General features: G+C 51.5%; 20 protein-coding genes and 1 other annotated feature. Of the genes, 6 read left to right on the plus strand and 14 right to left on the minus strand.

From position 1 onward, the window contains the following. Nucleotides 1–11: 11 nt before the first annotated feature. The 3 genes from oppC to oppF are packed head-to-tail and all read left to right on the plus strand — an operon-like array spanning nucleotide 12 to nucleotide 2,958. Nucleotides 12–920, plus strand: coding sequence for an oligopeptide ABC transporter permease OppC (oppC, locus tag H0248_RS00620; protein WP_180784281.1), 909 nt, complete (start codon nucleotides 12–14; stop codon nucleotides 918–920). Nucleotides 921–931: 11 nt separating this feature from the next. After that, nucleotides 932–1,927, plus strand: a complete 996-nt coding sequence (locus tag H0248_RS00625) for an ABC transporter ATP-binding protein (protein ID WP_180784282.1) — start codon at nucleotides 932–934, stop codon at nucleotides 1,925–1,927. Further along, nucleotides 1,924–2,958 (plus strand): murein tripeptide/oligopeptide ABC transporter ATP binding protein OppF, encoded by a 1,035-nt coding sequence (gene oppF / locus H0248_RS00630; protein ID WP_180784283.1) that lies wholly within the window; start codon nucleotides 1,924–1,926, stop codon nucleotides 2,956–2,958. The genes H0248_RS00625 and oppF overlap by 4 nt, the downstream gene beginning before the upstream one ends. A 219-nt stretch (nucleotides 2,959–3,177) precedes the next feature. Here the strand turns inward: oppF and H0248_RS00635 are convergent, their stop codons facing one another. Both H0248_RS00635 and cls read right to left on the minus strand, forming a co-directional pair. Further along, complete coding sequence (locus H0248_RS00635; protein WP_039286579.1) at nucleotides 3,178–3,501, minus strand: HI1450 family dsDNA-mimic protein; 324 nt, start codon at nucleotides 3,499–3,501, stop codon at nucleotides 3,178–3,180. 55 nt (nucleotides 3,502–3,556) lie between these two features. Continuing rightward, nucleotides 3,557–5,017 (minus strand): cardiolipin synthase, encoded by a 1,461-nt coding sequence (gene cls / locus H0248_RS00640; protein ID WP_180784284.1) that lies wholly within the window; start codon nucleotides 5,015–5,017, stop codon nucleotides 3,557–3,559. 190 nt (nucleotides 5,018–5,207) lie between these two features. Between cls and H0248_RS00645 the strand changes: the two genes are divergently transcribed. Further along, the gene (locus tag H0248_RS00645; protein ID WP_125176083.1) at nucleotides 5,208–5,384 is read left to right on the plus strand and encodes a YciY family protein; all 177 of its coding nucleotides are present in this window, start codon (nucleotides 5,208–5,210) and stop codon (nucleotides 5,382–5,384) included. Nucleotides 5,385–5,452: 68 nt separating this feature from the next. On the opposite strand, the gene H0248_RS00650 is transcribed toward H0248_RS00645, so the two are convergent. Both H0248_RS00650 and H0248_RS00655 read right to left on the minus strand, forming a co-directional pair. Then, nucleotides 5,453–7,126, minus strand: a complete 1,674-nt coding sequence (locus H0248_RS00650) for a Tar ligand binding domain-containing protein (protein WP_180784285.1) — start codon at nucleotides 7,124–7,126, stop codon at nucleotides 5,453–5,455. Nucleotides 7,127–7,257: 131 nt separating this feature from the next. After that, nucleotides 7,258–7,554: a YciI family protein gene (locus H0248_RS00655; RefSeq protein WP_180784334.1), complete on the minus strand. Its 297-nt coding sequence runs from the start codon at nucleotides 7,552–7,554 to the stop codon at nucleotides 7,258–7,260. 266 nt (nucleotides 7,555–7,820) lie between these two features. On the opposite strand from H0248_RS00655, the gene tonB reads away from it, so the two are divergent. Then, complete coding sequence (gene tonB / locus H0248_RS00660) at nucleotides 7,821–8,579, plus strand: TonB system transport protein TonB (protein ID WP_180784286.1); 759 nt, start codon at nucleotides 7,821–7,823, stop codon at nucleotides 8,577–8,579. 113 nt (nucleotides 8,580–8,692) lie between these two features. Here the strand turns inward: tonB and yciA are convergent, their stop codons facing one another. The 3 genes from yciA to H0248_RS00675 form a co-directional block, all read right to left on the minus strand. Next, nucleotides 8,693–9,115: an acyl-CoA thioester hydrolase YciA gene (yciA, locus tag H0248_RS00665; protein WP_180784287.1), complete on the minus strand. Its 423-nt coding sequence runs from the start codon at nucleotides 9,113–9,115 to the stop codon at nucleotides 8,693–8,695. Nucleotides 9,116–9,134: 19 nt separating this feature from the next. After that, on the minus strand, nucleotides 9,135–9,704 hold the full coding sequence (locus H0248_RS00670) for a septation protein A (RefSeq protein ID WP_180784288.1): 570 nt from the start codon (nucleotides 9,702–9,704) through the stop codon (nucleotides 9,135–9,137). Nucleotides 9,705–9,903: 199 nt separating this feature from the next. Next, nucleotides 9,904–10,656 carry a YciC family protein gene (locus H0248_RS00675; RefSeq protein WP_180784289.1) on the minus strand — a complete coding sequence of 251 codons (753 nt, stop codon included), beginning with the start codon at nucleotides 10,654–10,656 and terminating at the stop codon, nucleotides 9,904–9,906. Nucleotides 10,657–11,005: 349 nt separating this feature from the next. Here H0248_RS00675 and ompW point away from each other — a divergent pair, with 349 nt between their 5' ends. Next, a complete protein-coding gene (ompW, locus tag H0248_RS00680) occupies nucleotides 11,006–11,638 on the plus strand; it encodes an outer membrane protein OmpW (RefSeq protein ID WP_180784290.1) in 633 nt (210 codons plus the stop codon). A gap of 209 nt (nucleotides 11,639–11,847) precedes the next feature. Here the strand turns inward: ompW and H0248_RS00685 are convergent, their stop codons facing one another. From H0248_RS00685 to H0248_RS00715, 7 genes are all read right to left on the minus strand, one after another. After that, a complete protein-coding gene (locus H0248_RS00685; protein ID WP_180784291.1) occupies nucleotides 11,848–12,567 on the minus strand; it encodes an oligogalacturonate-specific porin KdgM family protein in 720 nt (239 codons plus the stop codon). A 385-nt stretch (nucleotides 12,568–12,952) separates the two neighbouring features. Continuing rightward, nucleotides 12,953–13,759: a tryptophan synthase subunit alpha gene (trpA, locus tag H0248_RS00690; RefSeq protein ID WP_180784292.1), complete on the minus strand. Its 807-nt coding sequence runs from the start codon at nucleotides 13,757–13,759 to the stop codon at nucleotides 12,953–12,955. Further along, the gene (gene trpB / locus H0248_RS00695; protein ID WP_180784335.1) at nucleotides 13,759–14,952 is read right to left on the minus strand and encodes a tryptophan synthase subunit beta; all 1,194 of its coding nucleotides are present in this window, start codon (nucleotides 14,950–14,952) and stop codon (nucleotides 13,759–13,761) included. Before trpB ends, trpA begins: the two co-directional genes overlap by 1 nt. A gap of 13 nt (nucleotides 14,953–14,965) precedes the next feature. Continuing rightward, nucleotides 14,966–16,333 carry a bifunctional indole-3-glycerol-phosphate synthase TrpC/phosphoribosylanthranilate isomerase TrpF gene (gene trpCF, locus H0248_RS00700; protein WP_180784293.1) on the minus strand — a complete coding sequence of 456 codons (1,368 nt, stop codon included), beginning with the start codon at nucleotides 16,331–16,333 and terminating at the stop codon, nucleotides 14,966–14,968. A gap of 7 nt (nucleotides 16,334–16,340) precedes the next feature. Next, complete coding sequence (gene trpD / locus H0248_RS00705) at nucleotides 16,341–17,339, minus strand: anthranilate phosphoribosyltransferase (RefSeq protein ID WP_180784336.1); 999 nt, start codon at nucleotides 17,337–17,339, stop codon at nucleotides 16,341–16,343. Between the two features lie 83 nt (nucleotides 17,340–17,422). Then, complete coding sequence (locus H0248_RS00710) at nucleotides 17,423–18,001, minus strand: glutamine amidotransferase-related protein (RefSeq protein WP_010275261.1); 579 nt, start codon at nucleotides 17,999–18,001, stop codon at nucleotides 17,423–17,425. After that, nucleotides 18,001–19,563 (minus strand): anthranilate synthase component 1, encoded by a 1,563-nt coding sequence (locus H0248_RS00715; RefSeq protein ID WP_180784294.1) that lies wholly within the window; start codon nucleotides 19,561–19,563, stop codon nucleotides 18,001–18,003. Before H0248_RS00715 ends, H0248_RS00710 begins: the two co-directional genes overlap by 1 nt. Nucleotides 19,564–19,594: 31 nt before the next feature. After that, nucleotides 19,595–19,699 (minus strand) — a sequence feature (Trp leader region). Nucleotides 19,700–19,836 lie beyond the last annotated feature (137 nt).

A 19,836-nucleotide genomic window follows, 5' to 3' on the forward strand; every position in this document is an offset into this window, starting at 1 on the left:
TTGGGGGCGTTATGTTTTGGAATCGAAAAAACGTTGAAGCGTTAGAGAATTTCACCGAGCAGGCTGAAATTGAAGGGCGCAGTTTGTGGCAGGATGCGCGCCTGCGCTTTATGCACAACCGTGCGGCACTGGCCAGTCTGCTTGTTTTAGCCGTGATTACCGTGTTCGTGAGCTTCGCCCCGATGTTGTCGGCATTTGACTACGCGGATACGGACTGGGGAATGATGTCGGCTGCGCCGGATATGACGTCTGGACACTATTTTGGTACGGATTCCTCGGGTCGTGATCTGTTGGTTCGTGTTGCCATCGGGGGCCGCGTCTCGCTGATGGTTGGCGTTGCGGCGGCGCTGGTTGCGGTGATCGTCGGAACGCTGTATGGCGCGATGTCCGGCTATCTGGGCGGGAAAGTGGATTCGGTGATGATGCGCCTGCTGGAAATCCTCAACTCATTCCCGTTCATGTTCTTTGTTATTCTGCTGGTGACGTTCTTCGGGCAGAACATGCTGCTGATCTTCGTGGCTATTGGCATGGTGTCCTGGCTGGATATGGCGCGTATCGTGCGCGGCCAGACGCTGAGCCTGAAACGTAAAGAGTTCATTGAAGCAGCACTGGTTTCCGGTGTGTCCACGCGCGGTATCGTATTACGCCACGTTGTGCCTAACGTGCTGGGCGTGGTGGTCGTTTACGCCTCTCTGCTGGTGCCAAGTATGATCCTGTTCGAATCCTTCCTGAGCTTCCTGGGGCTGGGCACGCAGGAACCGTTAAGCAGTTGGGGCGCCTTGCTGAATGATGGTGCGAACTCGATGGAGGTGTCGCCGTGGTTACTGTTCTATCCGGCGGCGTTTCTGGTTGTCACGCTGTTTTGTTTTAACTTTATCGGCGATGGCCTGCGTGATGCCCTCGACCCGAAAGATCGCTGAGGGATATCGACATGAGCAAGATTGAGTTAACTGGCGCGCACGACGCGCTGCTACATGTTCAGGATCTCCGGGTAACGTTCAACACGCAGGACGGTGATGTGACGGCGGTTAACGACCTGAACTTCACGCTCAACGCCGGTGAAACGCTGGGGATTGTCGGTGAATCCGGCTCCGGTAAATCACAAACCGCGTTTGCGTTGATGGGGCTGCTAGCGCGTAATGGGCGTATCGGCGGCTCGGCGCGTTTTCGTGGCAAAGAGATTCTCAATTTGCCTGAAAACCAGTTGAATAAGCTGCGTGCTGAAGAAATCAGTATGATCTTCCAGGATCCGATGACCTCGCTGAACCCGTACATGCGCGTCGGCGAACAACTGATGGAAGTGCTGATGTTGCACAAACGCCTGAGCAAAAGCGAAGCGTTTGAAGAGTCGGTCAAAATGCTGGATGCGGTCAAAATGCCGGAAGCGCGTAAGCGTATGAAGATGTATCCGCATGAGTTTTCCGGCGGGATGCGTCAGCGCGTGATGATCGCAATGGCGCTGCTGTGCCGGCCGAAGCTGTTGATTGCCGATGAACCGACAACGGCGTTGGATGTGACGGTTCAGGCGCAGATTATGACGTTGTTGAACGAGCTGAAACGTGAGTTTAATACCGCCATCATCATGATTACCCATGACCTGGGGGTTGTTGCCGGTATTTGTGACAAAGTGCTGGTGATGTACGCCGGGCGCACGATGGAATACGGCGTCGCACGCGATGTCTTTTATCATCCGAGCCACCCGTATTCTGTTGGCCTGCTCAACGCCGTGCCGCGTCTGGATGCGGAAGATGAAGTGCTGGCAACCATTCCGGGCAATCCGCCTAACTTATTACGCTTACCGAAAGGCTGTCCGTTCCAACCTCGCTGCCCGTATGCGATGGATCTCTGCCATAGCGCACCAGCGCTGGAATCTTTTGGTGATGGCCGCTTGCGCGCCTGCTTTAGAGCGATTGAGGAGGTGGTATGAACAACGCGGACGAGAAAAAGGTGTTGTTAGAAGTGGACGATCTGAAAGTCCACTTTGATGTCAGAGATGATAAGCAGTGGTTCTGGCAGCCGCCGAAAAAACTGAAAGCAGTGGATGGCGTGACGCTACGTTTATATGAAGGCGAAACGCTGGGCGTGGTGGGGGAGTCTGGTTGCGGCAAGTCCACGCTGGCGCGTGCGATTATCGGTCTGGTAAAAGCGACGGACGGACGGGTCACGTGGCTGGGGAAAGACCTGCTGGGCATGAGTGCCGATGAATGGCGCGCCGCACGTAGCGATATTCAGATGATATTCCAGGATCCGCTGGCATCGCTGAACCCGCGTATGACCATCGGTGAGATTATTGCCGAGCCGTTGAAGGTTTATCATCCAGAACTGGATCGGCAGACGGTAAAAGATCGTGTGAAAGCGATGATGCTGAAGGTTGGGCTGCTGCCAAACCTGATCAACCGCTATCCGCATGAATTCTCTGGCGGGCAATGTCAGCGTATCGGTATCGCGCGCGCGCTGATTCTGGAGCCGAAGCTGATTATCTGTGATGAGCCAGTTTCGGCGCTGGACGTGTCGATTCAGGCGCAGGTCGTGAACCTGCTGCGTCAGCTACAGCGCGAAATGCGCCTGTCGCTGATTTTTATCGCCCATGACCTATCGGTCGTAAAGCACATTTCCGATCGTGTGCTGGTGATGTATCTGGGTCATGCCGTAGAGTTGGGAACCTACGATCAGGTCTACCAAAACCCGCAGCACCCGTATACGCGTGCGCTGATGTCTGCCGTGCCGATTCCCGATCCCGATCAGGAACGCAACAAGCAGATACAGTTGCTAGAAGGGGATTTGCCTTCACCGATCAATCCGCCATCGGGCTGCGTGTTCTGCACGCGCTGTCCGGTTGTCGGCCCTGAGTGCTCGAAAACTCGGCCATTGCTGGAAGGGAGCTTTACGCACGCAGTTTCCTGTTTGAAGGTCGATCCGCAGGCACTGTTACCGGTGGCAGAAGCTGAATCACAGTAATCCGTTTTCTCGGCTACTGATGTAAAAAAGGCGTCTCCTGCGGGAGACGCCTTGCATTGCTGACAATGTACGTTGAGCGTTGATAATGGATAGATCGTAAAGACGCTGTGAATACATCCTTGTCGCGGACGCTTTACTCTTCTATTCCATTATCACCGTTTTCGTTTCGTAAATAGAATCATCTGCGTTTTTAGACGCTTTGTGTTGAGGCGAAACGAGTTATTCTTTCCACAAAATGTGGCAAAGTTTGTGGTCTTTTTCCCGGCAAATTAGCACGCGGGCAAAAATATCGGTGATCTCTTCACCATCTTCTTCGGCCAGCCCAATGACGACTTCGGCAAAAAAGTCAGGATTCAGGTCGAAATCTACGTGATCGGCCCAGTCTTCAGCAGGGTCGAATAACTCTGCGCCACCACGCTCTTCGAATTGTAGGTTGAACAGCAGAATATCTGCTGGATCGAGGTTATCAGCCGCAAGTTCCAAAAAGATGTCGTAGGCCTGTTCCAATGCTTCGTCTTCGGTCAGGCGATTATTCAAATCCATAACGTCATTCCTGTTAATTCCCAATAGCCTTATTAGAACACGGGAAAACGCGTATTTATAGCAGGGGGCTGAAAAAGTAGAACAGCCGCTCGACGATACGTTGCCAGTAAGGGCGGTTTTGCCACTGTGTCGCGTTTAACAGGCGTGAGCGAGCGATGTAGTCTTCCTGTACGCAGGCTAAATCACTGCCGAATCCGGCATCGTCAATCACCAGCGTAATTTCAAAATTCAGCCACAGACTGCGCATATCCAGATTCACCGTGCCAACCAGACTGAGCTGTCCATCAACCAGTACGCTTTTGGTGTGCAGCAGTCCGTCCCTGAACTGATAAATTTTTACGCCAGCGTCCAGCAGTTCCGTGAAGAACGCGCGACTGGCCCAGCCGACCAGCACGGAATCATTCTTGTGCGGAACAATAATGCTGACATCGACCCCGCGCTGAGCGGCGGTACAGATGGCGTGCAGTAAATCGTCACTGGGTACGAAGTAGGGGGTCGTCATGATCAATTGCTTACGTGCCGAATAGACGGACGTCAGCAGCGCCTGATGGATCATTTCTTCTGGGTAACCGGGGCCGGAGGCAATAACCTGAATGGTATGGCCGCTCTCCTGTTCGAACGGCATAACGTTAACATCCGGCGGTGGCGGAAGCAGGCGCTTGCCTGTCTCCATTTCCCAGTCGCAGCAGTAAATAATCCCCAATGTGGTCGCCACCGGGCCTTCAATACGCGCCATCAGGTCGATCCATTGCCCAACGCCGGCATCTTGCTTGAATAAACGGGGATCGACCATATTCATGCTGCCGGTATAGGCAATGCGGTTATCGATTAGGATAATTTTACGGTGCTGGCGCAAATCCATGCGGCGAAGGAAAGCACGGAACAGATTAACTTTCAGGGCTTCGACCACGTCGATCCCGGCGGTGCGCATCAACTCGGGGTGATGCTGGCGGAAAAATTGTACGCTGCCGGCAGAGTCCAGCAGAATACGGCAGTGTACCCCGCGTCGTGCCGCGGCGATAAGCGAAGAGGAGACTTGCTCAACCAGGCCGCCGGGTTGCCAGATGTAGAACACCATTTCGATGTTGTTGCGTGCGAGTTCAATATCACGCAGCAACGCTTTAATGGTGTCATCAAACGTGGTCATCAGTTGCAACTGGTTGCCTTTTACGCCGCCAACCCCTTGCCGTCTCTCACACAGCTGAAATAACGCGCTGGCGACCTCACTGTTTTCCGTCGCAAAAATACGGCGATATTCTTTTAATTCGCGTAGCCATTTTGCTGTTGATGGCCACATTTTGCTGGCACGTTCGGCTCGGCGTTTGCCGAGATGGAGCTCGCCAAACGAAAGATAAGCGACAATACCGACAAGTGGCAGAATATAAATCACCAACAGCCAAGCCATCGCAGAAGGCACCGCCCGACGTTTCATCAGAATACGCAGGGTCACACCTGCAATCAGCAACCAGTAGCTAAAAACCAGTAACCAACTTATTACGGTATAAAATGTCGACATAAAAGCAGCACGGTTCCCTTCTGCAAAGAATTAACAAAGTGTACGCATAGATTTATAAAAGGGGAAATGCCTTTCCTCTGAATAAAAGTGATGAGTAAGAAGAGAATCGTTGAGAAAGGGATTCACGGATTGTCGCCGTGAATGAGGGGGGTATAATGCCCAGCGCGAGTGTATTAACAAGAGTTGCATAATGAAACGCAGTCGGAATGAAGTGGCCCGCTGGCGGATGTTGCGTCAGGTCCAGCGTAGAAGAAGTCGCTGGTTGGAGGCTCAATCACGGTCGTATCGCCATATTCGCTCTGCCCGTTATCTGCAACAAAAGCAGCAACGACGAGCATTGCTCTATGCGGTAACCTACGACTGGTAAGCCAGTGAGGAAAATAGCGACCCGAAGTATGGTCGCTATTTTTTATCACATAACGAATCTCATTCCGCTTATCCCATCACGGGAATGCGCGGCGTTATTTCTCTCTGGTCAATCATCGGGTTCATATCAGCCTCCGTCGAGGGCAGGATAAACAGCGATACCGATGTATTTAAGCGTTCCGTTTGCTCCAGCAGTGAGGCGAAGGTGTGTGCAGAGGCTTCAACCTGTCCCGCATTTTCCCTGACGGTGTCGTTCAGCGTGCTGAGGCGGGTGGTGACTTCATGGATGCTCTCGTTCTGCTGGTGCGATATCTCCGAAATCTCGCTCAGAAACGTGCCCGTGTCTTTCGCGGTCTGAATGATGTGTTGCAGGCTGTCATTCAGTTTGTTTACCAGGCGTGTTCCTGCGGTTACGCTGTTATCTGAATCACGAATCAGCACATTAATATTTTGTGCAGAATGGCTGCTTTGCGAAGCCAACATCCCGACTTCCCGCGCGACAACGGCAAAACCTCTCCCCATCGTTCCGGCTCGTGCGGCTTCAATGGCGGCGTTCAACGACAAAATATGCGTCTGAAACGCCACGTTTTCTATCATCCCAATGGCTTCTGTCATCTCACGTGTCCTGCCTGCAATGTCTGACATTGCCACCTTGACGTCATTCATCATCGTCTCACCCTGTGCGGCGATCTTGCTGGTATCTTCCGCATGCAAATTAACCTGTTGGGTATGCTGGGTATTTTGTTCCAGATGCTGGCTAAGCTGAATAATATGTTCTGTGGTGATTTTGAGCTCGTGGGATTGGCGGTTTGCCTGTTCAGAAAGCCGATGGTTATCTGTCGCGACCCGATCGACCTGCGTCACCATATGGTCAACGCCCTGGCGAACCTGATTGACCAAGGTTACCAAGCCTTCCTGCATTTGAATGACGCTGGCGTTAAGCTGTTCAACTTCGCGTGTACCGCGCGTCTTTGTATTGACCGCATGCGAAAGGTCTCCCGCCGCGATCAGTTTTAAATGGGCAATAATGTGCGTCAGCGGACGAATAATGATCCGACTGACGCCAATCCACACGGCGATGGCGATTGCCAGCAAGAGGCCGAGAACCGTAATGAAGATCGTTTTGGCGTTATCGAGAGAAGATAAAAATTGTTGGCCATGCTGCTTTTGCAGCACATCGGTATCTTGCAGATAGTGTGAATACTTCTGGGTAAAATCGCTTTGGTAAGCCTGTACCGGAACAGCAAAGAAAATATCGATCTGATTAGTGGTCTTTATTCCTTCGGCCAGTTCGACAAGCCCGGAATAAAGCTGGCTATAGCTCTTTTTCAAATCGATAAACGCCGCGGTGTCCGCTTCAGCCGTCGTGACCGTCCCCAGTAATTGGTAGTGCTCCTGCGCCTGTTTGAGAGACACTTCCGCTTCATCCATCAGGCTGTGCCAGCTCCCTTCAGACCCCGTTTCTTTGTCTACCAACAAATAAATGCCCGCGCGGTTGAGCTTGTCGCTGGCATTCATCACTTCCATCCGTGCTTTATCCATTAACGCTTGTTGCTGACGAAGGCTCTCGTTAGCGGAAATATCCTGCCGAACCTGAGTCATCGTTTGAGAAATGACGCCGACGGACACCAATTGCAGTAAAGAAAATAACCCAATGATCAATAACAATCCGGAGAGAATACTGAGGCGATGACGGCGGCGGATAGATGCAACTCCGTTTCGCAAAATCGCAGGCATTAACATGATTGTTGACCCTCTATAGATGAATAGCGGTCAAACTATCACTGTTAAATGACTAAAATATTTCAGCTTTTGACGGGGGCGAAAAGGGCCATGGCTTTTTCATGCAACCATGACCTGCATCAATTGGATGTTTAAAACACTTTTTTGAATGGCTTCACGCTGACGTGTTTATAAACGCCTGCCGCGAGGTAAGGGTCGGCGTTGGCCCATGCTGTTGCCTCATCCAGCGAGGTGAATTCGGCGATAATCACGGAGCCGCTAAAACCAGCCTGGCCGGGATCCTCGCTGTCGATTGCAGGCAAAGGGCCAGCGGTAATCAATCGCCCTTGATCGCGCAATGCCTGTAAACGGGCAAGATGGTCCGGTCTGACCGACAGGCGTTTTGCTAATGAATCAACATTATCTTGAGCATAAATGACGTAGAGCATAGCGACCTCACAGGTGGGAAGGTACCCTTCATCGTTTGGGGTGCTGGGTTTGAGACCCCAGCGCTCAAACGCTATCGGGTAAGAGAAACGAGTTTCTATCATCATACGTGATGTTGTTTGAAGACAATAGTGCGAGGACAATAGGTTGATTTGCCAGAGTAATCCCCCCCACGATTTCGGTTTTTTTAACAATTCCACGGGTTGTTATTGAATATGATTGCTATTTGCATTTAAACTTGGGCGGCATAAGAGGATAAAGACAGACTATGCCGCAAAAAAAGTTTTTTTTGACCCGCCGTTACTCATGGCCATTCATACTTTCAGCCGGTTTTCACGGTTCACTGATTGCAGGTTTGCTGTACGCATCATTTAATCATTCAATCGAATTACCGCAGGAATCTAAGCCCATCAGCGTGGTGATGGTGAACCCTGCGGCCTATGAAGCGGCACCTGCTGCGAAATCTGCCCCGGAGCCAGAGCCGGTTAAGCAGCCAGAACCAGAGCCGGAACCCATTCCAGAACCGGAGCCATTGCCGCAGCCGGTTCCTATGCCATTACCTGAACCAAAGCCCAAGCCGCCGAAACCTAAACCGGAGCCTAAGCCGGTGAAGAAGGTTGAGCAACCGAAGCCGGTTAAACGTGAACCGACGGTTGAAAAACAGCCGCCTTCACCGTTTACCAGCACAGAGCCAACGCGCAATGTGACGAATGCGCCAGTGAAGCAGGCACCGGCACCCGCAGCAAGCACGCAGTCAAGCGGGCCACGTCCGTTGAGCCGCACACAGCCTCAGTATCCGGCCCGCGCGTTTTCTCTGCGCGTTGAAGGGCGGGTGAAGATGCAGTTTGATGTGGACGAGTCCGGACGTGTTGACAACGTGCGCGTGCTTTCTGCTGAACCACGTAATATGTTCGAACGTGATATCAAACAGGCCATGCGTAAATGGCGTTATGAAGCGGGTAAACCGGGTAAAGATTTGGTTGTGACCATCGTCTTTAAAATTGACGGCGGGGCGGCAGTCGAATAATTCACGCCAGTACAAAAATACATAGAAGAAACGGGACGTCATCTTTAGCCGATGACGTCCCGTTTTCGTATCGATCGCTATTCAAGGCAGCTTACGCCGATGAACGCTAAACGTTACTCGCTTGGCGTGAAGTTGCCTTTACCCGCAGGCAGTTCGCGCGGATGGCCTTCTTCATCGACGGCAACGTAGGTGAATAACGCTTCGGTCGCCCGATAGCGCTGACCAATCGGCTCAGAGGAGACTTTCTTCACCCACACTTCAACGTTGACGTTGATAGAGCTACGGCCAGTACGTAAACAACGTGCATAGCAGCAAACCACATCGCCGACGGCGACAGGTTTTAAGAATGACATCCCATCAACCCGTACGGTAACGACACGACCCTCGGCAATTTCTTTCGCCAGAATCGCGCCGCCGATGTCCATTTGCGACATCAACCAGCCGCCAAAAATATCTCCGTTCGCATTGGTATCGGCTGGCATTGCCAGCGTGCGGAGAACCAGTTCGCCCTGTGGTAACACGTTTTGTGTGCTCATTGTGTCTATCTCGCTTTGGCTATTGCTGTTGCTCGCTTTTTTCTTCTTCTGACTTTTCCTGATCGCTAGGCAAGTGACGATAGATATAAACGCCACAAATCAGCGTAAACAGCAGCGTCACACCGGTCAGACCAAAGACTTTGAAATTAACCCAAACATTTTGCGGTAACCAGAAAGCAATATAGATGTTAACCAGTCCACACACCAGAAAGAACATGGCCCAGGCGAAATTCAGTTTCCCCCAGACGGGCTGCGGAAGGGTTAACTCTTTACCCAACATTTTCTGAATCAGGGTCTGTTTCATCACAAATTGGCTAACCAGCAGGGCTGCGGAAAATAACGCATAGATAATGGTGACTTTCCACTTGATAAACAGATCGTTATGGAACACCAGCGTTAGCGAACCGAAAACGACGACCATGGCAAAGGTGACCAGCGTCATTTTCTCTATTTTACGATACATCACCCAGGTGACAACGAGTGACAGCGCCGTTGCGGCAATCAGTGCACCCGATGCGATATAGATGTCATAAAGTTTATAGGCCGCAAAAAAAACGACCAACGGTATAAAATCAAGAAGTTGCTTCATTATGTCAATCCATCACTCAACAGTGTCGTAATCATAACCCGCGAGAGTTATCCGATAGCTCATGCCATTATCCTTTATTGTGGAACACCATTCCCGAGATATTGTAATAATTTGCAGAAAATTACGATTGGGTAGATAGCGAACGGAGATTTGGCAGAACCTAGGCCACCAGATCGATGGCATAGGCAGAGAGCGGCAGTTAAGTGCGCAGCAGCATATAAAGGCGGAACAGATAAATGAGTAGGATCGCGGAAATCAGGTTGCCCAAGCCATTCAGAACCACGCCGAGCACGGTCGGTGAGGAAATCGGTAACTTCGACACGATCAGCAAAATAGCGATTTTAGCCAGTAGCCACATCACGATGGCAGGCGCGGTTGCACGCAGGTTACCGTAAGCCAGTTTTGTACTCACTTTAATGGCATTAAAAATCCCGCTTTTTTCCGTGACGACAATCACGGGTGACAAACTCAGCGCAATAGCGAGCAGCACGCCAGGAATGACCAGAAGCATCATGCCAAGTTGAATGAGCAGAGTGCACAGCAGGATCAAGATAAGCAGACGCAGTAAAAAAGGTGCAGAGGCGCCAATCGCGCGCAGTGCACTGGTACGCTGTCCGTCAGAAACCAGTCGGATCAGCATCAGAACCCCGCCCGTCAGCAGCGCATTGCCCACTAACGCAGCAAAGGTGCCTGCTGCCGACATTTTCAGTAACACGGTTTGTTGTTCCGGTGTCATCTGCTGAATCATATCCATCAAGCCAGCTTCGACAGAAGATGACAGATCGCTGCTGGAACTGCTCAGAATCTGTAACTCGTCTCCAGAAGGCGATAGTGCATGATTCAGTATGACAGTAATGAATGCCGTCAACAGTGACAGCATTAAGATGCTGATGAACTGGTTACGGGTGAAATTCATCGTGTCACGGTACAACGTGTTAGCCGTGATAGGCATGCAGGCTCCTTGAAAAAAGATAAATCGACAGAGAGAACTTAACTCCCAATTGTAACCTGTTAATTCGCGCTGTGGCACCCCGTCAACGATGCAATGCTGCTTTTCGCCTCACGATGAAGTCATATGGCATGGCTACCTATCGTGGTGCTTATCGCCACCTGCGGCGTATTCGATATCCCCACATCACTATTGATCTGGATCAATTTCATGAATTCTAATGAGTTAGCGATAAATGATTCAGTTCAATTTGGACGTAAAATCTTTAAAAGATGTGATCTGGCTTAAAACAAGAATACCTATTTAGGGGTATATTTCGCTCGAAATTTAAACCCTATAAATGGAGTGGGTAATGAAAAAAACATCTTTATTATTGTTGGCAGCGGCGCTCATGCCTGCATTGGCACAGGCTCATCAAGCGGGTGATTTCATTGTTCGGGCGGGTTCAGCAACCGTGCGACCTGCTGAAAGCTCGGACAACGTACTGGGTTTAGGTGAGTTTCAGGTTAATAACAATACGCAAATGGGTCTGACTTTTAGCTACATGGTGACGGATAATATTGGGGTTGAATTGCTGGCCGCCACGCCGTTCAAACATAAAGTCGGCACACCAGGAACGGGGACGATTGCGGAGGTTAAACACCTGCCGCCTTCACTGGTCGCGCAGTACTATTTTGGTGATACTCAAGATAAATTACGTCCTTATTTGGGCGTTGGCCTGAATTACACGATGTTCTTCGATGAGAAATTTAATGATACGGGCAAAAATGCTCAGTTGAGCGATCTGAGTCTGAAAAATTCCTGGGGTGTTGCTGCACAAGCGGGCTTGGATTACAACTTGGATAAAAATTGGTTGGTAAACATGTCTGTATGGTGGATGGATATTGATACCGATGTGAAATTTAAAGCCGGTAACAATCAGCAAAGCATCCATACTACGCTTGACCCATGGGTCTTTATGTTTGGCGTAGGTTATCGCTTCTGATTATTAATTGCGTTTGATGTGAAGAATAAAAATTTTCGTGAGAAATTTTTAACGTTGCGTCAGCAATGATCCATAAGGGTGGCGGCCAAGGATGGTACGCCATAAAAAACGGCGACGTAAATAACGTCGCCGTTTTGATAGACAGGAAATAACAAACCAATAAAGAAACGCTATTTTTATTACAGCAATTATCTAGATGGCGTTAGCCATTAGAAATTGTATTGTACACCAACACGGTAGCGAGTTTGACGCTCGTCAGTAGTTTTGCTACCAGAAACGTTACCGACTTGAACGTAAGGTGTCCAGTTTTTGTCGAATTTGTAAGCCAGTTTAACATCGTGGGTCGTGTCATAGTTCTCGTTGTCAGCGAGGTAGCCAACAGAACCGGCTTTAGTTTTCTTGTCGTATTCAAATTCGTATTCAATGACAAAATTCGCTGGCAGTTTGTAACCCAGTGTACTGGTGATGGTGTAGCCTTTCATATCTGAAGGGGCTGTAGTACCAATGCTGTCACTTTTACGCAGGTAAGATGCACGGTAGCGCAGGCCATAGTACAGGGAATCGGTGATGTTGGCTGTACCTTTGATATATGGACGATAGTTATTGTCTTTTGAAGAGGAAACCATGTTTAGACCTGCTTCAAGACCAAAGGTTTTATCGAATTTGTACAGGTAGCTGGCAGTCACTTCTGTGCCAGTACTGACGGTTTCGTTATACGGTTTATTTGGCGTAGTGTCTTTGTCAGATTGTCCCCATTTTGCTTCCATGGACAGACCAAACCCGTTGTCAAAACGGTGGGACATCAGCAGGCGATCTTTATGATCGTTCTTTGCTGTATCTTTCATTTCATGACGATAGTCAATCGTCACTGCCATGGAGCTTAAGCTGATTAAGGAGGTTACCACCATCGTCAATATTTTAGCTTTCATTTTATTATCCCAAGTCAAAGAGAATTATTTTTTAAAAACGCGCTGCCACTTTTGTTCAGCAGTTCCATTCTATTTATTATTTCTTACAGTAATGTGAACGAGATCATTAAAAGGAGATCTTTTGAAATGTTTTTATTTCTGTGATTTTCTTCGTATTTTATTCGTGGGATTTATGCGGTTTCAAAATTAAGAGGTAATTAATTTATTTTATTGGCATGGGATTAAATAATTATTTCAATTTGAAAATCTTTCTTACAATTATAATAAAGTGGAAACTAAATACTAATTGGAAGTGTTTCGGGTTAATTAAATAAGAAATAATTTGAAACATTATTCGGCGCGCGATAGGACTTGTGTGAAGCACAAATCGCGCGCCTGAAACGTGTTATAAATACGTAGCGGCTTTCATTTCACTCACAAAGGCGTGTAACTCGGACAGCATAATGTCAGGCTGGTTCAGATTTTTTTCGATAATCCGTACGATTGCGGAGCCAGAAATGGCACCCGCTGCGCCTGAGGCTAACGTTTCCCGTACTTGAGCGGGATCGGAAATGCCAAATCCTTGTAACGGCGGGGCAGCATGATACGCGTTCAGTTTGGCAACCAGATGATTCAGCGGCAGTTGCGCGCGCTTTTCTGCCCCAGTCACGCCTGCACGTGACACTAAATAGGTATAGCCGCGACCATAAGAGGCGATCTCGCGTAGCAGTTCATCATCAGCATTAGGCGGACAGATAAAAATGGGCGCGATGCCGTGTCGCAGTGCAGCCTCATGGAAAGGTGCAGATTCTACGACTGGCACATCCGCCACTAACACCGAATCGACGCCAACCTGCGCACAGCGCTGATAAAATTCATCAATACCGTTGCTGAAGACCAGATTGGCATACATCAGCAGGCCAATCGGCATTTCTGGGTATTTTTGGCGTATGGTCGCCAGCATTTCGAAGCATTGGTCCGGCGTGACGCCTGCGGCAAACGCGCGCAGGTTGGCATCCTGAATGGTTGGGCCATCCGCCAACGGGTCAGAGAAGGGCACGCCCAGCTCCAACGCATCGGCACCTGCCGCAATCAGCGTGTCGATAATTTTCAGTGACTGCTCGGGAGAGGGATCGCCCAGCGTAACAAACGGAACGAACGCGCCTTCCTTTTTCTCTGACAGGCGGTTAAATAACTGTTGATAGCGTTCCATTAGATTTCTCCCCGATCTTTCAAAATATCGTGCACGGTAAAGATGTCTTTATCACCACGGCCGGACAGGTTGACTACCAGCAGTTGCTCTTTCTCCGGTTCCGCTTTGATCATCTTCAAGGCGTGCGCCAGCGCGTGGGAGGATTCCAGCGCGGGAATAATCCCTTCGCCGCGGCAGAGCGCTTTGAAAGCATCCAGCGCTTCATCATCGGTAATCGAGACATAGTCGGCACGACCAATGCTGTTCAGATAGGCATGCTGCGGCCCTACGGACGGGAAATCCAGCCCAGCGGAAATCGAGTAAGATTCTTCAATTTGTCCGTCGGACGTTTGCATCATCGGGGACTTCATGCCGAAATAAATACCCACGCGGCCGTGTTTTAACGGTGCGCCGTGCTGCCCGGATTCAATGCCCAAGCCGCCAGGTTCAACGCCGATCAGACGGACGGTAGTATCGTCGATGAAATCAGCGAACATCCCAATCGCGTTAGAGCCACCGCCGACACAGGCCAGTACCGCATCCGGCAAGCGACCTTCTTTTTCCAGAATCTGGGCTTTGGTTTCCTCACCAATCATGCGTTGGAACTCGCGCACGATAGTCGGATAAGGATGCGGGCCAGCAGCTGTTCCCAGCAGATAGTGTGCTGTTTCATAGCTGCCAGACCAGTCACGTAGCGCTTCGTTGCAGGCATCTTTCAGCGTGGAAGAACCGCTGTGAACCGGAATCACTTCTGCCCCCATCAAACGCATACGGAACACGTTCGGCGACTGGCGCTCAACGTCTTTTGCTCCCATATAAACGCGGCATTTCAGGCCGAGCAGGGCGCAAGCCAGCGCCGTCGCGACACCGTGTTGGCCCGCACCGGTTTCAGCGATGATTTCACTTTTACCCATGCGCTTAGCCAGCAGAGCTTGTCCGAGTACCTGATTGGTTTTGTGCGCACCGCCGTGCAGCAGATCTTCGCGTTTCAGGTACAACTTGGTTTTTGTCCCAGCAGTCAGGTTTTGACACAGGGTTAGCGCGGTCGGACGACCTGCGTAGTTTTTCAGCAGATCGATAAATTCTGCCTGAAATTCAGGATCTTTTTGTGCGCTGACGAAAGCCTCTTCCAACTGGCGTAACGCTGGGATGAGGATCTGCGGAACAAACTGTCCGCCGAATTCACCGAAATAAGGGTTGAGTAATGTCATAATTTTCCCGTCTGTTTTAGTGCTGCGGCTGACGTAATGTCGCAAAAACCGCCGCAATTTTATGTGAGTCTTTTTTTCCCGGTTCGCTTTCTACCCCGGAATTGAAATCCAGTCCTGCGCAACCTTGCTGGGCCGCCAGAGCGCAGTTATCACTATTCAGGCCGCCGGCTAGCAGCACGTTATTCAATGATTGATTCGCCAGCAGCGACCAGTTGAAGGTTTTCCCGCTGCCACCTTGGCCGTTATCAAACAGGTAGCGATCAACGTGGGTGAGATTGCGTTCTGGCAGCACATCCGCGATGCTCAGCGCTTTCCAAATCTGGCAGGTCGCGGGGAGTTGCTGGCGTAGTTTGTCGATCGTCTGTTGATCTTCATCACCGTGCAGTTGAACGGCTGCTAACCCTAACTGCGTTGTGATCGCAACGATGTGTTCGACGGGCGCATTGCGGAAAACACCGACATAGCGCAGTGGGGCTCCTGTCATCACGTCGGCGGCTTGTTTGGCGTCAATATAGCGTGGAGAACTGGCGACGAAGATTAAACCGCCGTAGAGCGCACCCGCTTGATAGGCGGCCTGCGCATCAGTTGCGCGCGTCAGGCCGCAGACCTTGTTTTCTCCCAAAATAACGCGCCGTACCGCGCCGTTCAGATCCGGCTCAGACATCAGTGAACTGCCGATCAGGAAGCCCTGAGCAAAGGCGCTAAGTTCACGAATCTGTGCCTGGCAGTTGATACCGGATTCACTGATCACGGTGACGCCAGCAGGCAGACGCGGTGCGAGCGTCCGGGTACGATTGAGGTCAATGGAGAGATCGCGCAGGTCGCGGTTGTTGATCCCAACAACGCGGGCTTCGAGCTGAATGGCCCGCAGCAGCTCTTCTTCATTACTGACTTCTGTCAACACGCCCAGCTTCAGACTGTGCGCCACTTCGGCCAGTTGCTGATACTGATCGTCGTCCAGCACGGATAGCATCAGCAGAATGGCATCGGCCTGATAGTAGCGTGCCAGATAGATCTGGTAGGGCGAAATAATAAAGTCTTTGCACAACACCGGTTGATGCACTGCCGCGCTAACCTGCGGCAGAAAGGCAAAATCGCCCTGAAAGTACTTTTCGTCAGTCAAAACGGAAATAGCAGACGCGTAATCTTTATAGACCTGCGCTATCGCTACTGGGTCAAAATCATCGCGAATCAATCCCTTCGACGGTGACGCCTTTTTGCATTCCAGAATAAAGGCGGGCTTGTCTTGTTTCAGCGCCTGATAAAAATCACGCTGACTGGGAACGATCTCATGCTGAAAAGAGGCCAGCGGCTGTGCTTTTTCTCGTTCCGCAACCCAGAGCGCCTTATCGCGCACAATTTTATGTAATACGGTTTCCTGCATGGTTCCATTATCCTCTGGCGGACAGGGCGATAACGCGCTGATAAGCCTGTCCACTATGAATGACTTCAAGCGCCTGTTGCGCATTTTGGCGCAGATCTTCTTGTCCGAATAATCTCAGGAGCAGCGCAACGTTGGCGGCAACCGCGGCGGCGTGCGCACGTTCACCTTTACCTTGTAGCAGTGACGCGAGAATGTCACGATTTTCTTCTGGCGTACCGCCTTGTAATGCCGATAGCGGATACGCATCCAGCCCGAAATCGCGGTGCGTCAGTTCGTAGGTTGCGATCTCGCCATGGTTCAACTCGGCAACCTGCGTCGGTGCATGAAGCGCGACTTCATCCATTCCGCCACCGTGTACAACCGCGGCACGCTGGTAGCCCAGTACTTTCAGCGTTTCGGCGATAGGGCGAACCAATTCGGGGCTATACACGCCAATCAGCGCCAGCGGTGGACGAGCGGGGTTAACCAACGGCCCCAGCACGTTGAAGACGGTGCGGGTTTTGAGCTGCTGACGAACTGGCATGGCATGACGGAAGCCCAGATGGTATTGCGGAGCAAACAGGAAACATACGCCTAGGTCGTCCAGCGCCTGACGGGAATCCTGCGCACTCATATCCAGCTTAATGCCGAAAGCGGAGAGTAAGTCAGAGGAACCGGAACGGCTGGATACGCTGCGGTTGCCGTGCTTGGCGATTTTCAGACCACAGCTGGCGGCAACGAAGGCACTGGCCGTCGAAATGTTGATGCTGTTGGTGCCGTCACCGCCTGTGCCGACGATATCGGCAAATAAATAGTCAGGGCGCGGGAACGGCTGCGCATCGGCCAGCAGAGCCGTGGCAGCACCGGCGATCTCATCGGGATGTTCACCGCGCACTTTCATGCTAATCAACGCCGCTGCCAACTGACTGGCTTCCAGTTCACCGCGAATAATGGCACCAAACAGCGCCTGACTTTCCTGACGGCTGATAGGGTTCGCGCCGTATAATTTTTCCAGTATGTGTTGCATGGTAATGACATCCTGAGCAGTAGACGGTTCCCGGGTCTTAGGAGACTGTTGTGTAGAAGACAGTTGCATAATCGTATCCCTCGTTAAGCCAGCGCCCAGTCCAGCGTTTGTTCCAGCAGTCGAGCGCCGTGCGTGGTCAGAATCGACTCAGGGTGGAATTGAAAACCGCAGACGCGATCGGCATCGTTCCGCACGGCCATGACCATCGTGTTGAAGTGTGCGTTGACGGTCAGCGTCGACGGAATGTTGCTGCCGACCAGCGAGTGGTAGCGAGCGACGGGCAATGGATGCGGTAAACCGCTAAACATGCCGCTGGCATCGTGGTCGATAGCAGACGCTTTGCCGTGCAGGATTTCACCCGCCTGACCGACATGGCCGCCATAAGCTTCCACGATGGCCTGATGGCCGAGGCAAATGCCGATAATCGGCAACTGACCGCGCAGACGCTGGAGCAGCTCCGGCATACAGCCCGCCTCGGCTGGCGTGCCGGGGCCGGGGGAGAGCATCAGAATCGGTTTCTCCATTTGCTGTAACCGCGCGATGATGACGTCGGCAGGCAGATGGTTACGGTAAATCACGACCTGATGACCGCTGGCACGCAACTGATCCACCAGGTTGTAGGTGAATGAATCGATGTTATCGAGCAGTAAGATGTCGGCCATCAGAAAATCTCCTTTGCATGGTGCGCGCTGGCAATGGCTCGCAGTACGGCCCGGGCTTTATTACGTGTTTCGTCGGCTTCGGCCTGAGGGTTAGAATCCAGCACCACGCCTGCTCCGGCCTGAACGGTGGCAATACCGTCTTCGACATAGGCGGAGCGGATAACGATGCAGGTGTCCAGATCGCCGTGAGCGGTGAAGTAGCCCACCGCGCCGCCGTAGCTGCCGCGTCGGGTTTTCTCACTTTCGGCAATCAGTTGCATGGCCCGGACTTTCGGCGCGCCGCTCAGCGTGCCCATATTCATGCAGGCGCGATAGGCGTGCAGCACATCCAGATCTTCACGCAACGTACCAACGACACGGGAGACCAGATGCATCACAAAGGAATAGCGGTCAACTTTGGTCAAATCAGCAACGTAACGGCTACCCGGCTGACAGATGCGCGCCAGATCGTTACGGGCTAAATCTACCAGCATCAAATGCTCAGCCAGCTCTTTATGGTCGGTACGCATTTCTAACTCAATACGGCTATCGAGATCGCGATCCAGCGAGCCATCGGCACGGCGACCGCGCGGGCGAGTACCGGCAATGGGATAGATTTCGATTTGACGGCTGTCGGCATCGTATTTCAGCGAGCTTTCCGGCGAGGCACCGAACAACGTGAAGTCCTGATCCTGCATGTAAAACATGTAAGGGCTGGGATTGTTATCCTTCAGCGTTTGGTAGGCGGCCAGTGGCGAAGGACACGGCAGAGAGAAACGACGTGACGGCACGACCTGGAAAATTTCACCGATGCGGATAGCTTCCTGCATCTGACTGACGACTTCCCCGAAGGCTTCATCACTCTGGTTGCAGCTCAGCGTCATATCTTCGATGGACTGACGTGGCAGCGCAGGCGCTGATTGGGTGAGCTGAAGTTGCAGCTGTTCCAGACGCTGTTGCAGACGCTGCTTTTCGCTATGGTTCGGTGTAAACAGGCTGGCTTGTAGCGCGGTTACACGCTTTTGGTGGTCAAGCACCAGCAGCGTTTCTGCCAGATAGAAGCAAAAATCCGGGCAACGCTGCTGCTGGCTCAGTGCGGGTAATTCTTCAAACCCTGCGACCAGATCGTAGGCGAACAGGCCGCCAAGAAACATGGCTTCACGTTCGTCTGCTGGGCAGGCGACCAGCGTCAGAATCTGACGTAAGGCATCAAACACGGACAGCGAACGCAGGCGAGCATCTTCGTCCTGCATGGCGTCTGCCAGTGGGAACGTGAGTTCACGGCCGTTCGGACGTGGTTGGTTGATAATTTCCACTGGCAGCGCGGCATCCAGAAGCGGCAGGAGGCTGGCGCCGTTTTCCGTCAGTGCCTGAATGGAAACGTGCTGGCCCAGTGCGGTGATGCGCAGTGCGCTATCAACGATCAACAGGCTTTTCAGGTTTTCCTTGCTGTCGATTTCAGCCGACTCTAACAGCAGCGTTGCCGGTCTGGCACCGCAGAGCTGATGGAAGATAGCGCTGGGGTCGTTACGGTAAACGGCCTCAATACGCAGCAGTTCCAGTTTAGGTTGTGTTGTTTGCATTCTTGCTACCCGTTTAATGTTGTGCCCATCAAATAAAAAGCCCGCTTGGTTAAGCGGGCCTGGGAATATCTGCATGTGTGATAACAGCGATGCGTGATTAGTCCACCCGCGAGAGGGAAGAACGCCACCAACCATGCTTCATCATTTTCTGCGTTGCCATTATCATCATCTCACTGTCTATTGCGGACACAGTTTTTGTGTACCGAGCTTGCGTACTAGTTAACTGGTTCGGCGATAAAATGTCAACACCTTCAATAGGATTATTTTATTACT

The organism is Pectobacterium brasiliense, from assembly GCF_013449685.1.
Taxonomy (GTDB): Bacteria; Pseudomonadota; Gammaproteobacteria; order Enterobacterales; family Enterobacteriaceae; genus Pectobacterium; species Pectobacterium brasiliense_A.

What these genes read in the sequence shown, in the direction of transcription:
- H0248_RS00655 (WP_180784334.1), bottom strand. Translation starts at nt 7,554, where the DNA reads ATGCTCTACGTCATTTATGCTCAAGATAATGTTGATTCATTAGCAAAA.
- H0248_RS00675 (WP_180784289.1), bottom strand. Translation starts at nt 10,656, where the DNA reads ATGCCTATCACGGCTAACACGTTGTACCGTGACACGATGAATTTCACC.
- H0248_RS00670 (WP_180784288.1), bottom strand. Translation starts at nt 9,704, where the DNA reads ATGAAGCAACTTCTTGATTTTATACCGTTGGTCGTTTTTTTTGCGGCC.
- cls (WP_180784284.1), bottom strand. Translation starts at nt 5,017, where the DNA reads ATGTCGACATTTTATACCGTAATAAGTTGGTTACTGGTTTTTAGCTAC.
- tonB (WP_180784286.1), top strand. Translation starts at nt 7,821, where the DNA reads ATGCCGCAAAAAAAGTTTTTTTTGACCCGCCGTTACTCATGGCCATTC.
- oppC (WP_180784281.1), top strand. Translation starts at nt 12, where the DNA reads ATGTTTTGGAATCGAAAAAACGTTGAAGCGTTAGAGAATTTCACCGAG.
- oppF (WP_180784283.1), top strand. Translation starts at nt 1,924, where the DNA reads ATGAACAACGCGGACGAGAAAAAGGTGTTGTTAGAAGTGGACGATCTG.
- yciA (WP_180784287.1), bottom strand. Translation starts at nt 9,115, where the DNA reads ATGAGCACACAAAACGTGTTACCACAGGGCGAACTGGTTCTCCGCACG.
- H0248_RS00650 (WP_180784285.1), bottom strand. Translation starts at nt 7,126, where the DNA reads ATGTTAATGCCTGCGATTTTGCGAAACGGAGTTGCATCTATCCGCCGC.
- H0248_RS00710 (WP_010275261.1), bottom strand. Translation starts at nt 18,001, where the DNA reads ATGGCCGACATCTTACTGCTCGATAACATCGATTCATTCACCTACAAC.
- H0248_RS00645 (WP_125176083.1), top strand. Translation starts at nt 5,208, where the DNA reads ATGAAACGCAGTCGGAATGAAGTGGCCCGCTGGCGGATGTTGCGTCAG.
- trpA (WP_180784292.1), bottom strand. Translation starts at nt 13,759, where the DNA reads ATGGAACGCTATCAACAGTTATTTAACCGCCTGTCAGAGAAAAAGGAA.
- trpD (WP_180784336.1), bottom strand. Translation starts at nt 17,339, where the DNA reads ATGCAACACATACTGGAAAAATTATACGGCGCGAACCCTATCAGCCGT.
- H0248_RS00625 (WP_180784282.1), top strand. Translation starts at nt 932, where the DNA reads ATGAGCAAGATTGAGTTAACTGGCGCGCACGACGCGCTGCTACATGTT.
- H0248_RS00685 (WP_180784291.1), bottom strand. Translation starts at nt 12,567, where the DNA reads ATGAAAGCTAAAATATTGACGATGGTGGTAACCTCCTTAATCAGCTTA.
- H0248_RS00635 (WP_039286579.1), bottom strand. Translation starts at nt 3,501, where the DNA reads ATGGATTTGAATAATCGCCTGACCGAAGACGAAGCATTGGAACAGGCC.
- H0248_RS00715 (WP_180784294.1), bottom strand. Translation starts at nt 19,563, where the DNA reads ATGCAAACAACACAACCTAAACTGGAACTGCTGCGTATTGAGGCCGTT.
- ompW (WP_180784290.1), top strand. Translation starts at nt 11,006, where the DNA reads ATGAAAAAAACATCTTTATTATTGTTGGCAGCGGCGCTCATGCCTGCA.
- trpCF (WP_180784293.1), bottom strand. Translation starts at nt 16,333, where the DNA reads ATGCAGGAAACCGTATTACATAAAATTGTGCGCGATAAGGCGCTCTGG.